The sequence below is a fragment of the Nonomuraea turcica genome, assembly GCF_030718205.1.
Classification (GTDB): Bacteria; Actinomycetota; Actinomycetes; order Streptosporangiales; family Streptosporangiaceae; genus Nonomuraea.
In genome coordinates this window covers 449,152-462,047 of record NZ_JAUZQF010000002.1, presented here as the reverse complement: position 1 = coordinate 462,047, position 12,896 = coordinate 449,152, and the positions used below count along the sequence as shown (strand labels likewise).

10 protein-coding genes are annotated in these 12,896 nt (G+C 68.3%); 4 read left to right on the top strand and 6 right to left on the bottom strand.

Features of this window, described 5'->3' with window-relative positions; all coding sequences use genetic code 11:
* Positions 1-8 precede the first annotated feature (8 nt).
* The 5 genes from Q9G87_RS07765 to Q9G87_RS07745 form a co-directional block, all read right to left on the bottom strand.
* Positions 9-2,966 carry an NEW3 domain-containing protein gene (locus Q9G87_RS07765; protein ID WP_305915521.1) on the bottom strand — a complete coding sequence of 986 codons (2,958 nt, stop codon included), beginning with the start codon at positions 2,964-2,966 and terminating at the stop codon, positions 9-11.
* A gap of 88 nt (positions 2,967-3,054) precedes the next feature.
* The gene (locus tag Q9G87_RS07760; RefSeq protein WP_305915520.1) at positions 3,055-4,206 is read right to left on the bottom strand and encodes a mandelate racemase/muconate lactonizing enzyme family protein; all 1,152 of its coding nucleotides are present in this window, start codon (positions 4,204-4,206) and stop codon (positions 3,055-3,057) included.
* A gap of 34 nt (positions 4,207-4,240) precedes the next feature.
* The gene (locus Q9G87_RS07755; RefSeq protein WP_305915519.1) at positions 4,241-5,068 is read right to left on the bottom strand and encodes a carbohydrate ABC transporter permease; all 828 of its coding nucleotides are present in this window, start codon (positions 5,066-5,068) and stop codon (positions 4,241-4,243) included.
* Positions 5,068-6,018 carry a carbohydrate ABC transporter permease gene (locus tag Q9G87_RS07750; protein ID WP_305915518.1) on the bottom strand — a complete coding sequence of 317 codons (951 nt, stop codon included), beginning with the start codon at positions 6,016-6,018 and terminating at the stop codon, positions 5,068-5,070. Before Q9G87_RS07750 ends, Q9G87_RS07755 begins: the two co-directional genes overlap by 1 nt.
* 26 nt (positions 6,019-6,044) lie before the next feature.
* On the bottom strand, positions 6,045-7,313 hold the full coding sequence (locus Q9G87_RS07745; RefSeq protein WP_305915517.1) for an ABC transporter substrate-binding protein: 1,269 nt from the start codon (positions 7,311-7,313) through the stop codon (positions 6,045-6,047).
* Between the two features lie 136 nt (positions 7,314-7,449).
* Between Q9G87_RS07745 and Q9G87_RS07740 the strand changes: the two genes are divergently transcribed.
* Positions 7,450-8,223 (top strand): FadR/GntR family transcriptional regulator, encoded by a 774-nt coding sequence (locus tag Q9G87_RS07740; RefSeq protein WP_305915516.1) that lies wholly within the window; start codon positions 7,450-7,452, stop codon positions 8,221-8,223.
* A gap of 60 nt (positions 8,224-8,283) precedes the next feature.
* On the opposite strand, the gene Q9G87_RS07735 is transcribed toward Q9G87_RS07740, so the two are convergent.
* On the bottom strand, positions 8,284-8,982 hold the full coding sequence (locus tag Q9G87_RS07735) for a FadR/GntR family transcriptional regulator (protein ID WP_305915515.1): 699 nt from the start codon (positions 8,980-8,982) through the stop codon (positions 8,284-8,286).
* A 317-nt stretch (positions 8,983-9,299) separates the two neighbouring features.
* Between Q9G87_RS07735 and Q9G87_RS07730 the strand changes: the two genes are divergently transcribed.
* Genes Q9G87_RS07730 through Q9G87_RS07720 form a run of 3 tightly spaced genes read left to right on the top strand, consistent with a single transcriptional unit; the run spans position 9,300 to position 12,889 of the window.
* Positions 9,300-10,367, top strand: a complete 1,068-nt coding sequence (locus Q9G87_RS07730; RefSeq protein ID WP_305915514.1) for a sugar ABC transporter substrate-binding protein — start codon at positions 9,300-9,302, stop codon at positions 10,365-10,367.
* Entirely contained in the window at positions 10,357-11,874 is a 1,518-nt protein-coding gene (locus Q9G87_RS07725; RefSeq protein ID WP_305915513.1) for a sugar ABC transporter ATP-binding protein, read from the top strand. The genes Q9G87_RS07730 and Q9G87_RS07725 overlap by 11 nt, the downstream gene beginning before the upstream one ends.
* Positions 11,867-12,889: an ABC transporter permease gene (locus Q9G87_RS07720; RefSeq protein ID WP_305915512.1), complete on the top strand. Its 1,023-nt coding sequence runs from the start codon at positions 11,867-11,869 to the stop codon at positions 12,887-12,889. The genes Q9G87_RS07725 and Q9G87_RS07720 overlap by 8 nt, the downstream gene beginning before the upstream one ends.
* The last annotated feature ends 7 nt before the right edge of the window (positions 12,890-12,896 follow it).

Here is a 12,896-nt window from a genome sequence, read left to right as displayed (position 1 = left end):
TGCACTCCTTACGTGCTCACGGAGAAGTCGCTGAAGCTGAACTGGCCTGTCACGCCGGCCGCGTGAGAGGTCGCGATCAGCCCCGCGTCCTGCGTTCCGGCGATGCCGGGCAGGGTGGCGGTCGGGCCGACCTTGATCCAATCGGTGCCGTTCGTGGAGTAGTAGCCGCTGACCTCGTTGCCGGAGCGGACGAGGCGGACCCAGGCCGGCGTCTTGATCCCAGAGGCTGTGCCGAACGAGTCGAGGTAACCGTTGCCGTTGGAGTCCCACTGGAAGGCGACCCCGTTGCCGGGGGTGACGACCATGACGGCGTACCCGGGCGACGACGCGGCGGCGGTGAGATCGTTGCGGATGACGACACCCGCCTTGGCCCAGGAGTTGGTGTTGTCCATCTCGGTGACCCGTGCCGTCACCGTGGCTGTGGTTCCGACCGCGTCGTCCTGGTAGATGGCGCCGTACTCGTCGTACGACCCGCCGCCGTCCTGCCAGATATCGGTGCCCGAGGTCAGGATGGCGTACGCGGATCCGGCTTCGGCGAACCGGCTCGGCACCGAGCCGTACCCCTTCAGGGACGTCAGCGGGTTGAGCGCGGTCAGTGTCAGCGACCTCTTCAGCGCGTACTCGGTCCTGCCTGCCTGGAACGTCAGTGACATCGTGACCGGCGCGCGGTCGACCGGGGTCGTGACCGACCCGGGCGCCGTGACCTTCCACGACACGGTGGCCGAGGCGCCCGCGGGGAGGTCCGGCTTCAGCGGCTCGCCGATGGGCACGGCCTGCCACCTCTCGGGGACGGTGATCCGGGCACGCAGGCCGGAAGCCGGGCTGTCACCGATGTTCGCCACCGTGGCGGTGACCGTGCTCGTACCACCGGCGTTCAGGCTGACCGGTTCGGCCACGAGGTAGGCGCCGACTGGCGGGCGCTGCGGGTCGGCGGGGCCGCGGTACTGGCCGGTCGGGCCCGCCTTGTGGATCACTTCGCTGGCCGCGATCGGGAGGTTGCCGGAGGTGATGGCGGTGTTGTCGCGTGTGACGTTGCCGCGCTGGCCGTTGACGATGCCGGTGATGGCCGGGTTGGTCGCGAAGTTTCCGGTCAGGGTGAGGTTGCCGGTGTGGTTGCCGTTCTGGTTGTTGGCATGCGCCCACTGCCCCGCGGTGTTGACGAACACATTGCGGTTCGCGGACAGGTACCGCGAGCCCTCGTCGAAGTACAGGCCGAGCTGCCCGCTGTTCTCGCAGTAGTTCTCGTCGATCGTGCTGCGGGGCATCGCGGAGAGGGTGTAGATGCAGCCGGCGTCGTTCATCGTCTGGATGACGTTGCGCACATGGTTACCCACGATGCGGACATCGCTCGAGGTCGTCGGGGTGTCGTAGATCGGCTGGAAGTCGTAGAGCCCGCGGTTGATGTACTCGGGGCTGCCGCCCGGGTCGTTGGCGCCCCAGCCGAAACCGACGCCGATGCCGGAGTAGGGCATGTCCGAGACGTAGTTGTGCTCGATGATCAGCCGCGTGACGTAGCTGGCGAAGATCGCGTCCTGGTCCTGGTATTCGAGCGCGGTCGCGTAGACCCGGTTGTCACTGATCGTGATGTCGCTGTTGACCATGCGCGGGTCGGAGGGGTGGTGGGCGTCGGGCCGTACACCTCCGACCACGATGCCGCCGCCGGCGCTCGCGGTGAACGTGCTTCCCGTGACCGTCACGTGGTGCGCGCCCAATCCCACGGTGCTGGCGTGGGCGTTGGCGTCGTTGCCGATGCCGAGCCCGACGGAGCCGAGGTTCACGAAGGTGTCGCCGGTGAAGCTGACATTCTCCGCGGCTGACACCTGCACCGCGGCGGGTGCCTGCGCCCAGCCGTTGCGCGCTCCTTCGAATCCCTTGCAGCCGACCGCGCACGAGGTGAACGCGTCGGCCGGCCGGTGCGGCTGAACGCCGCTGATGAACGTGCCGGTCTGCTGGTTGGCGTATCCGTCGGCAGTGCCGGGGTGCAGCCATGTGGTGCCGGTGAAGGTCAGGCCCTCGAACCGCAGGTTGCGGGCGGGCTCGTCGTACGTTCCGCCGACCTGCAGCAGCGACTCCAGCCGCGGCAGCTCGACGCGCGCACGTGAGAGATCCTGCCCGGCGAGCGGTTTGTAGTAGAGCGTCCCGGCACTCGGGTCCAGGTACCACTCGCCGGGCTCGTCGAGGAACCTCCTGGAGTTCAGCAGGTAGAAGGTCGGCGTGCGGAACGGAGACTGGATGGTGTCGTAACCGTAGGTGTTGTTGTCCCAGGCCGGTTGCTGCATGACGACCGTGGAGCCGGAGATGCTCTGCACGGGCGCGAAGCGGTTGGTGAACGACAGCATCGCCTGGAAGTCGATGCGCTTCTGGTCGGGCAGCGTGGCCAGGTAGGCGAGGCCGGGGTTGTTGACGGTGAAGCCGGTCGCGTTGAGCGTGATGTCGTCGCGGGCCAGCTTGGTGCGTGCCCGCTGCGCCAGGACGCCGTCGACGTAGAGCTGCCGGCTGTCGAATCCGGTGCCGACCTGGGCCTTGTAGACGCCCGTCGCGGCGTCGTCGAGCACCCAGCCGGTGACGGGCTTGGCGCCGCTCAGCACGGGTTTGGCGCCGCGCCTGGCCTTCCAGGTCACGGTGTGCCCGTTCCGGCCGGAGTCGGCGGCGTCGAACCGCAGCGGCGCGGTCAGCCGATAGGTGCCGTCGAGGAGTTCGACGGTGACGTCGCGGTTGCCCTCCGCGGCCGCCTGGCGCGCCCGTCGTTGTGCCTCCTCCAGGGTCTCTAGCGGCCGTCCGGCGCTACCCGGGCCCTTGTCGTCGGCGTTCTTGGTCCCGACGGGCGCGACCACGATCGTCTGGTTTCCCACGGTCATGGCCTCCGCTCGGGCGGTGACTGGGCCGACGAGGAGTCCGGCCGCGATCAGTAAGGCGGCGGACGCCGCAGCCGATGTTCGTCTGTGCAGCACGAGTAACGGACGCACGCGTGTTCCCTTTCATCCGGCACGTTGGGGGCAGGGACGGGAGGCGGCGAACGAGTTCGCCTCGCCGTCCGGTCGTGAGGGTCTACGACTAGGGGGTGAGCTGGTGATGCGAGGCGGCGCCCTGATCGGCCACCGCCAGCAGTCGCCGTCCGGCGTGCTCGGGCCGGACGTTGGGGGTGCCGGCCGCCATCGCGTCGGCCGGGCGGCAGGCGAGCGACGTGACCGCGTCCTCGTCGATCGATACGCCCAGGCCGGCGGAGTCTCCGAGGATGAACGCGCCGTCCTCGACGGTCAGGTCGAGAGACACCCCGAGAGGTGGCCGCAGGTCCTGCAGTTCGCTGATCAGGTGGTTCGGTACCGACGTCGCGGCGTGCAGCAGGGCGATCGGGGTGGTGCCGATTGGACTGACCGGCAGGTCATGGGCGTGTGCCAGAGCGGATACTCGCAGGAAATGTGTGATCCCCCAGACGGCGGCCGTCTGGACGATGTCGACGGCTCCCGCGGCCAGCAGCGGTCGATACTGCTCGAGCCCGGTGAGATTCTCGCCCGTGGCGACCGAGGCCCGGATCCCGCGGCCGACGATGGCCAGGCCTTCGGCGTCCCACCGCCGGACCGGCTCTTCGATCCACGTGAGATCCAGGGTGCGTTCGAGCTCGTGGACGTGCCGGACCGCCTGCTTGCGGGCCCAGGCTTCGTTCACGTCGAGCATCAGGCCCGGTCGCGATCCGTGCCCGGCCTCGGTCAGGACGTCTCGTACCAGTGTCAGGCGGTGCCGGTCGCGGTCGATGTCGAGGCCGCCCTTGAGCTTGGCCGCCCGCAGCCCGTGCCGGGCGTAGACCTGGTAGAGGGAGACGAGTTCCTCATCTGTCAGGTCGATGTCCAGGCCGGAGGCGTAGGCGGGGACCCGCCGGTCGCGACCGCCCAGCAGGCGCCAGAGCGGTTCGCCGGCGGCCTGCGCCTTGATGTCCCACAGAGCGGTGTCGAGCGCGCCGATCGTCCCGAACACGGCGCCCGCGTGGCCGGCCTTGAAGGTCTGTCGCAGCATGCGGTCGTAGAGCGCCGTCACGCCGCGCGGATCCTCGCCTTCGATGGCGGCGAAGATGGTGTCGAGGTGTGCGTGCGGCCCGAGGCCGACGCCGGTGATCCCCTCGTCGGTGTCCACCATGATGATCGGCACCGGTACGTTCCCGTCGGCGTAGACGCCGTTGGCGTCACCGACGGGGCGGCCCCATTCATGCACCGTCGTCAACGTGCGATACCCCGAAATGCGCATGTCAGCCCTTCGTGGAGCCGGCGGTGACACCGTCGGCGATCTGACGCTGAAGGAAGAGATAAAGCAACAGGACGGGTATCGCGGCGATCAGCACTCCTGAGGCGAACTGGGGGATGTTGTCCGAGTACTGCCCGCGCAGCGAGGTGACCCCGACCATGAGGGTGCGATGCTCTGGCGAGGGCATCATCAGCAGGGAGATGAGCACGTCGTTCCAGCAGAACAGGGCATCGAGGATGCCGACCGACAACAAGGCCGGAGCGCCGAGCGGAATCATGATCCGCCGGTAGACGCCGTAGGTGGAGTTCCCGTCGATCCTTGCCGCATGGATGATCTCCACCGGGATGGTCCTGTAGTGGCTGGTCATCAGGAAGATGGTGAAGGGGAGGAACTGCGCGACGTAGGCCAGGATCAGTCCGGGATAGGTGTCGATGAGGCCGCTGTCCGCCATGACCCGGGCCATCGGCACCATGATCACCTGGAACGGGACGAACAACGCCGCGAGGCAGCCGAGGAACAGCGCCGAGGAGCCGCGGAAGCGCAACTGAGCCAGTGCGAAGCCGGCCATCGACCCGAAGAGCAGCAGCAGGATCACCGCTACCGTCACCACGATGAGCGAGTTGGCGAAGTAGCGCGCCATGCCGACGCTGTTCCACGCCGCGGCGACGTTCTCCAGGTGCAGCGAGCTCGTAGGGGAGAAGCGGTCGAGGATGTACTCCCGCCGGGTCTTCATCGCGGCGTTGGTGGTGAACAGGAGGGGATAGACGGTCGCCACCGCGAGGAGCGCCATCGGGACGGCGGCCACCCACCTGCCCAAGCTCTTGCCGGGCATCAGTCTTCCCTCCCTGCGCGGCGGAGCACGATCACCTGCAGGATTCCGACCACGAGCATGATGAGGAACAGCACCGTCGATGCGGCCGAGGCGAGTGCCGGGCGGTTCATCCGTCCCTGCTGGATCCAGACGTAGAACTCCGGCAGGTACGTCGAACCTTCAGGGCCGCCGCTGGTCATGACGTACAGCAGGCCGAACATGGACGTCAGCATTCCGATCATGGTGGTCACGAAGACGAACTGGATGGTGCGGGACAGGCCCGGGACGATGACATGCCAGATGATCTGGGGCAGTGACGCGCCGTCCATCCGGGCGGCGTCCAGGAGTGCGGCGTCCAGCGTGGAGAATCCGGCGAGGAACACCACCAGGGCCATCCCGAACGTCGCCCAGATGTGCACGCCGACGACCGTGAACATGGCGATGTCCGGGTCGCCGAGCCAGTCGACGGGGCCGAGGCCGAGCTGTGCCAGGGCGGTGTTCAGCGGGCCGTCGAAGCCCAGCATCAGGTTGAAGATCGCACCGACGATCACCGGTGAGAGCACGGCCGGGAAGAAGTAGACGCTGCGGAAGAGCCGATGCCCGGGCACCCGCAGGTAGATGAACGTCGCCAGCAGGCCGGGGATCGCCACCGCGACGGGAAGCAGGATCACCAGCAAGCCGACATTGCCCAGCGCGGTGCGGAACAACGGATCGTTCAGCAGTTCGGCGTAGTTGTCGAAGCCGACGAAGGTCCCGTTGCGCTCCCCGTCGCCGGTGAAGGAGAAGTTGACGCCCAGCAGCAGCGGCCACAACCGCAGCGCCACGATGATCAGTACGGCCGGAGCCACCAGGACGAAGGGCGCAAGCCGCTCGGCCCACGCCCCACGGGGGGTCCTTTCGGTGCCGCCGTGGCGTCCTGGCCGCTCGAACTTTGCCCCGGTGGTCCGCTCCGCCTGCGCCGAGCGGACCATCGGTGACGAACCCCCGAGCGGCACGATCAACTCGCCTTGTCCGAAGCGGCCATTTGCTTCACCACGTCATCCACGCTCGCCGACCCGCTCAGGAGCTGCTGGGACAGCCGGCCCATCAGGTCCAGGGTCTTGCTGGACAGCGCGACGTGCAGTGCGGGCTTGCCGCCCTTGATCTGGGGCACGATCGCGGCCACGGCGGGAGCGCCCTGCGACACGTCGATCGTGGTGTCGGAGGTGATCGCGCCGGCGCCGGTGTAGAAGGCGGTCAGCGCGCCGGTCGAGGTCAGCGATCGCACCAGGTCGGCGGCCAGCTGAGGATTCTTGGTCGATTTGGCGACCCCGTAACCGATGCCGCCGTCGTAGGGGAGCACGGGCGTGGCTCCGTCGGTGACCACGGGGGCGGTCATGACGCCGACCTGGTCGGCGCCCAGGAATTCGCCGAAGTCCTTCCAGTGCCCGATATCCGACATCAGCCCGATGATGTGGGCGGACTTACCGGTGTTGAAGACGGCGAAGGCGTCGTTGAACAGCGCGGTGGAGTTGGCCCCGTCGTTGTTCAGGCCGTCCTGGTTGACCTTCTTCCACAGGGCGAAGATCTCCTTCACGTGGGGAGAGGTCCAGTCGCGTTTCCCGGAGATCCAGTCGTCGTACTCCTTGGGCGTCAGGATGCCCGGCCCAAGTCCCGACATGAAGAACTGGATCCCGAAGCCTTCCTTGTTGCCGAGGGCGAAGCACCTGGCGCCGGCCGTCTTCTTGATGACGGCGCAGCCACTGACGAACTCGTTCCACGTCTTCGGCGGGTTCGCCGGATCCAGCCCCGCCTTCTGATAGATCGTCTTGTTGTAGTAGATCGGGTGGCCCTGCAGCGTCACCGGGGCGGCGTAGATCGTGCCGTCCTTGCTGAAGGCGTCCCAGCCCGCCAGCCGCTGCTTGTCCTCGGCAACGTACTGGTCGAGCGGCAGGAGCGTGTCCACCCGGTCGCGGAGCTGGCCGCCGCCGTTGAAGAGCATGACGTCGGGGCCCTTTCCCGACTGGGTGGCCGCGCCCAAGAGCGTGTAGTACTGATCGAACGGCTGAGCCACGAACTCGACGGCGACATCGGGATGTTTCTTGGCGAAGTCGGCCTTGGCCTTCTCAACGTAGGAGGCCACGGCCGGTTCACCGGATTTCCAGTCCCAGACCACAATCCTGCCCTTGGGTTCCCCGGGGGAGGACTGCGTCGGTGCGGCGCTTCCGCAGCCGGTCACGGCCAGTCCCGTGACGAGGACGACCGACCATAGTGTTCGCTGCCTCATGGCTGATCACTCTCCAGAACGCGGCCGGTGTCCTCGGCCGTCTGCCCGGAAACGTAATTCGTATGACGTATGCTGTCAATACGGATGACATATACTGCCGCGGTGGCGCTGACCTAGCAGGTCACCGGAGGAAGATATGACGGCATCGCAGGAATCGCCCGGCAGCGTCCCCGTGCCGCCGCCCGCATGGGTCCGACGACCGGCCAGCCTGGGCAAGGCGGTGACAGCGGAACTCGTGGAGCGCATCGTCCGCGGCGTGCACCCGCCCGGCACGTCCCTTCCCCCAGAACCCGTGCTGTGCGAGACCTTCTCGGTGAGCCGGACCGTCGTCCGTGAGGCCGTGAAGATCCTCCAGGAGAAGGGGCTCGTCCAGGTTCGCCAGGGCGCGGGCACCATGGTGACCCCGCCCACGATGTGGGACATGCTCGACGAGCTCGTGCTCGCGGCGACCATCGACATGGACGAGAGCCTGGGCATCCTCGACGACCTCGTCGTCACCCGCCGCCTGCTCGAGTCCGACATGGCCTACCTCGCCGCCCGGGTGGCGGACGAGGAGAGCATCGAGCGGCTGCGTGCTCTGGTGGACCGGATGGACGAGCTCGTGGACGACCATGTCACCTACGCCGATCACGACCGCGCCTTCCACGACACGATCATGCTGGCGTCCGGCAACCGCATCGCCCGGGGCGTCGTGCGAGCGTTGGAGAGCCAGGTGATCAACACCGCCCGATACATGGGCAAGCCGGAACGCGCCCTGTGCGTGGCGTCCAACCAGGGCCATCGCCGGATCTATGAACGCATCGCCGCCCATGACCCCGATGGCGCCAGCGAAGCGATGTTCACGCACATCACCGAGGCCTGGCTCGTCCGGCGCAACGCACCCAGCGCCCCCGTGCGCCTGCAACGTTAGCGCGCCCACCGGGCTCTACGGCGCCCGCCTGGTTGTGAGCGGCAGCGTGGTGGACGGGGGTTAGCACCGGGCGTCCTCGACGTCTCCCAACACCGAGCGCAGCCAGGTCTCGGTCGTGCCGATGTGCACGAGCGCCGCGGCCTGGGCGAGCGTCGCGTCGCCGGCGGCCAGGGCGTGGTAGATCGCCTCGTGCTCGGCGACGGTCTTGTGCGAGCTGCCGGCCTCCACCGTGCCGCGCCACACCCGCATCCGCAGCGTGCGGCCGGAGATTCCGTCGAGCAGGGTGGACAGCGTTTCGTTGCCGGTCGCCCGCACGACGGCGCGGTGGAAGGCGGCGTCGTGGTGGTTCAGCTTCTCCACGTCATCGCAGGCGGCGCGCATCGCGTTCAGGTGCTCGCCGATCTCGTCGAGTTGCTCGGCGGAGATCCGGGACGCGGCGAGGGCGGTCGCCGCGGGCTCGAGCATCCGCCGTACCTGGACGATCTCCAGCAGGGTGTCGTCGCGCAACAGCTCGACGGCCAGTCCCAGCCCTTCAAGCAACAGCCGCGGCTCCAGGCTGGTCACGAAGGTGCCGTCGCCCCGCCGTACGTCAAGGACCCGGGCCACGACCAGCGCCTTGACCGCCTCGCGCAGCGGGTTGCGGGAGACGCCGAGCTGGGCGGCGAGCTGGTGCTCCGGCGGCAGGCGCGCCCCCGGCGGCAGCTCGCCCGACTGGATGAGGGCCCGGATGCGGGAGATCGCCTCGTCGGTCAGGGACATGCGGGCGCCCTCCAGGCACAGAGTCGCTCGATCGGCACGCGCGTCACGCTGGGCAACATAACAGACATCCTATGTCCGAGGAAGCTTTGGACTTATGGATGAGCAGACATGGGTTGTCTGCTCATCACAGCGTGTGCTGCTGGGGCAGTTTTTCGCGATATCACAGGTATTTCCCGGGAGGTCTAGACACGCCGCCCTCGCGAGGATTACAAAGACATCCCATGTCGGTGTGGTGAAGGCCGCTTCACCTCCCCGAAACATCCCATGGAGGACGGCCCCGCTCCCCAGCCCCCACCCAGCACAGGGAAGGAACACCCATGAGAAGAGGACTCGCCTTAGGGACGGCCGTCGCTCTGTCGGCCGGCCTGGCCACCGCCTGCGGGGGCGGCGGAGGCGACGGCACGGCCGCCTCAGGAGGCGGCAAGCCGGTCGTCGGGGTGGACTATCCCCGCTCCGACACCGACTTCTGGAACTCCTTCATCAAGTACGTCCCCCAGTTCGGTGCCGAGAACGGCCTGGAGCTGAAGACCTCCAACTCGCAGAACGACATCTCCAAGCTCACCGCCAACGTGCAGAGCTTCATCAGCCAGGGCGTCAAGGGCGTCGTGCTGGCGCCGCAGGACACCGCCGCCGTGGCCCCCACCCTCCAGCAGCTCAACACCAAGAAGATCCCCGTCGTCATGGTCGACACCCGTCCCGAGCAGGGCGACGCCTTCATGGTGGTACGCGCCGACAACCGGGCGTACGGCGAGAAGGCGTGCAAGTTCCTCGGCGAGAAACTGTCCGGCAAGGGCAAGGTCGTGATGCTCCAGGGCGACCTGGCCTCCATCAACGGCCGCGACCGCACCGAGGCGTTCAACACCTGCATGAAGGCGAGCTACCCCGGCATCACGGTGTTCGGCGAGGCCACCAACTGGGACGGCGCGATCGCCTCGCAGAAGCTCCAGACCCAGCTCACCGCCAATCCCGACATCAAGGGCGTCTACATGCAGTCGAGCTTCGCCCTGTCGGGCACCCTCCAGGTGCTCCAGCAGCGCGGCCTCCTGGTTCCGCCGGACGATCCCAAGCACGTCTTCGTCATCTCCAACGACGGCATCCCGCAGGAACTCAAGGAGATCGCCGCCGGCAACATCGACGCCACCGTCTCCCAGCCGGCCGACCAGTACGCCAAGTACGCGCTGCAGTACACCAAGGCCGCCATCGACGGCAAGACGTTCCAGCCCGGCCCGACCGACCACGACAGCACCATCATCCAGGTACGCCCCGGCCTGCTGGAGGACCAGCTCTCCGCGCCCCTGGTCACCGCCGACGGCGGCACCTACGCAGGCGTGGCGAGCGTCAAGCCGGCCGACTCCTCTCTGTGGGGCAACAACCTTGGCGGATGACCAGGCGGCCACGCCTGTCGTCGAAGCGGTGGGTGTCACCAAGAGATACGGGGAGACCGTCGCGCTGGACCGCGCCGGAATCCGCATCATGCCCGGCCAGACTCACGCGCTCGTCGGCCGCAACGGAGCCGGGAAGTCGACCCTGGTATCGATCCTCACCGGGCTCCAGGCGGCCGACGAGGGCGAGGTGAGCTTCGGCGGCGAGCCTGCTCCGCGCCTGGCCGACCGTGATGCTTGGCGGCAACGGGTGGCCTGCGTCTACCAGAAGTCCACGATCATCCCCGAGCTGACCGTGGCGGAGAACCTCTACCTGCACCGCCACGACCTGAACCGGCTCGGGCTGGTCCGCTGGGCCGCCCTGCGGCGCAAGGCGGCCGAGTTGCTCGCCACCTGGTCGGTGGACGTCGACGTGCGCCTGCCAGCCGGCGAACTGGACGTCGAGCAGCGGCAGTTCGTGGAGATCGCCCGTGCGCTGTCGTTCGGCGCCCGGTTCATCATCCTCGACGAGCCGACCGCCCAGCTCGACGCGGCCGCCATCGCCCGGCTGTTCACCCGTATCCGCACCCTGCAGGAACAGGGAGTGACCTTCCTGTTCATCAGCCACCACCTGCAGGAGATCTACGAGATCTGCGACACGGTCACGGTCTTCCGCGACGCCCGGCACATCCTGACCACCACGGTGGCCGATCTGCCGCACGCGGAGCTGGTGGCCGCGATGGCGGGGGAGGCCGCCGGCCTGGCAGAGGCGTCCTCCCGGACGGCCGTGCCCGGCGGCGCCGGTGTGGTGCTCGGCGTGCGCGGCCTGACGTACGGCGACGCCTACCGGGAGATCGACTTCCAGATCCGGTCCGGCGAGATCGTCGGCCTGGCCGGCGCGGCCGGCAGCGGCAGGACCGAGCTGGCCGAAACCGTCGTCGGGTTGCGCGCGGCCGATGCGGGCGCGATCGAGGTCGCCGGGCGCGCTCCCCGTCCCGGCAGCGTGCCCGACGCGCTCGCGGCAGGTGTCGGCTTCGTCCCCCGCGACCGGCACCACCAGGGGTTCGTCCCGATGATGTCGATCGCCGACAACGCCACCATGACCGTCCCGGACCAGCTCGGCGAGGCCGGACTGATCAGCGGCCGGCGGCGCGACCGGCTGGCCAGGACCCTGATCGCCAACCTGGCGATCAAGACCCCCGGTCCCGGCCTGCCCGTGATGGGCCTGTCCGGCGGCAACCAGCAGAAGGTCGTCATGGCCAGGGCGCTGGCCTCCGATCCCCGGCTGCTCGTGCTGATCACCCCCACCGCCGGAGTGGACGTCAAGTCCAAGGAGTTCCTGCTCGGCAAGGTCGAGGAAACGGCCGCCAGAGGAACCGGCGTGCTGATCGCCTCCGACGAACTCGACGACCTGCGGCTGTGCGACCGGCTGCTGGTGATGTTCCAGGGCCGTGTCGTCGCCGAGATGGCCGCCGGGTGGCACGACCACGACGTGGTGGCGGCCATGGAAGGAGTCCGGCTCGATGCCTGAGAAAACTCTCACGCCCGCCACCGAAAACGCCGCCCCCGAGCGGGACCGGCCACGGATACGACTGGCCCGGCTGCGCGACTTCGCCCTGATCCCCGCGATCATCGCGATCGCCGTCGTCGGCCAGATCGTCAACCCGATCTTCCTGCAGGGCGACAACCTGATCAACATCCTGCAGACCATGTCGGAGATCTCGCTGCTGGTCCTGGCCCAGACCATCGTGCTGGTCGCCGGGAAGATGGACCTTTCACTGGAGTCGACGTTCGGTCTCGCGCCGGGCGTTGCGGCGTGGCTGACCGTGGCCGCCGGTTCGGGCGCCGGGCTCGGCCTGCTGCCGGGCTTCTGGTCGATCCCCGTCACCCTGGCCGTCGGCGTGCTCATCGGCGCGATCAACGCGCTGCTGATCGTACGGTTCGGGCTCAACGGCTTCATCGTCACCCTCGGCATGCTCATCGTGCTGCGCGGCCTGCTCACCGGCATCTCCGGCGGCCAGACCTTCTTCAACCTGCCGACGTCGATGCTCTATCTCGGCTCGGCCCTGTGGCTCGGCGTGCCCGCCTCGATCTGGCTCTGCCTGCTGCTGTTCGCCGCCGGAATCGTGCTGCTGGGCTTCACCAAGTACGGCCGCGCCCTGTACGCCATCGGCGGCAACGTGGACGCGGCCAAGGCGGCCGGCATCCGTACCGACCGGGTGTTGTGGACCGCCCTGGTGGGCGCCAGTGTGCTGGCCGCGCTCGGCGGCCTGCTGATGTCGGGACACCTCGCCTCCGTGGCGGCCGCGCAGGGTGACGGCGCCATCTTCACCGTGTTCGCCGCGGCCGTGATCGGCGGCGTCGGCCTCAACGGCGGCAAGGGCACGATGTTCGGCGCGTTCACCGGCATCCTCCTCCTCTACATGATCCAGAACGTCCTCACTCTGGCCGGCGTGCCCGCCCAGTGGATCCAGGCCCTCAACGGCGCGATCATCATCGTCGCCCTCGTCCTGTCCCGCCTCACCGGAGGCAAGGTCCAGGAATAGCCCGTCC

What these genes read in the sequence shown, in the direction of transcription:
- Q9G87_RS07745 (WP_305915517.1), bottom strand. Translation starts at nt 7,313, where the DNA reads ATGAGGCAGCGAACACTATGGTCGGTCGTCCTCGTCACGGGACTGGCC.
- Q9G87_RS07735 (WP_305915515.1), bottom strand. Translation starts at nt 8,982, where the DNA reads ATGTCCCTGACCGACGAGGCGATCTCCCGCATCCGGGCCCTCATCCAG.
- Q9G87_RS07730 (WP_305915514.1), top strand. Translation starts at nt 9,300, where the DNA reads ATGAGAAGAGGACTCGCCTTAGGGACGGCCGTCGCTCTGTCGGCCGGC.
- Q9G87_RS07750 (WP_305915518.1), bottom strand. Translation starts at nt 6,018, where the DNA reads ATGGTCCGCTCGGCGCAGGCGGAGCGGACCACCGGGGCAAAGTTCGAG.
- Q9G87_RS07755 (WP_305915519.1), bottom strand. Translation starts at nt 5,068, where the DNA reads ATGCCCGGCAAGAGCTTGGGCAGGTGGGTGGCCGCCGTCCCGATGGCG.
- Q9G87_RS07720 (WP_305915512.1), top strand. Translation starts at nt 11,867, where the DNA reads ATGCCTGAGAAAACTCTCACGCCCGCCACCGAAAACGCCGCCCCCGAG.
- Q9G87_RS07740 (WP_305915516.1), top strand. Translation starts at nt 7,450, where the DNA reads ATGACGGCATCGCAGGAATCGCCCGGCAGCGTCCCCGTGCCGCCGCCC.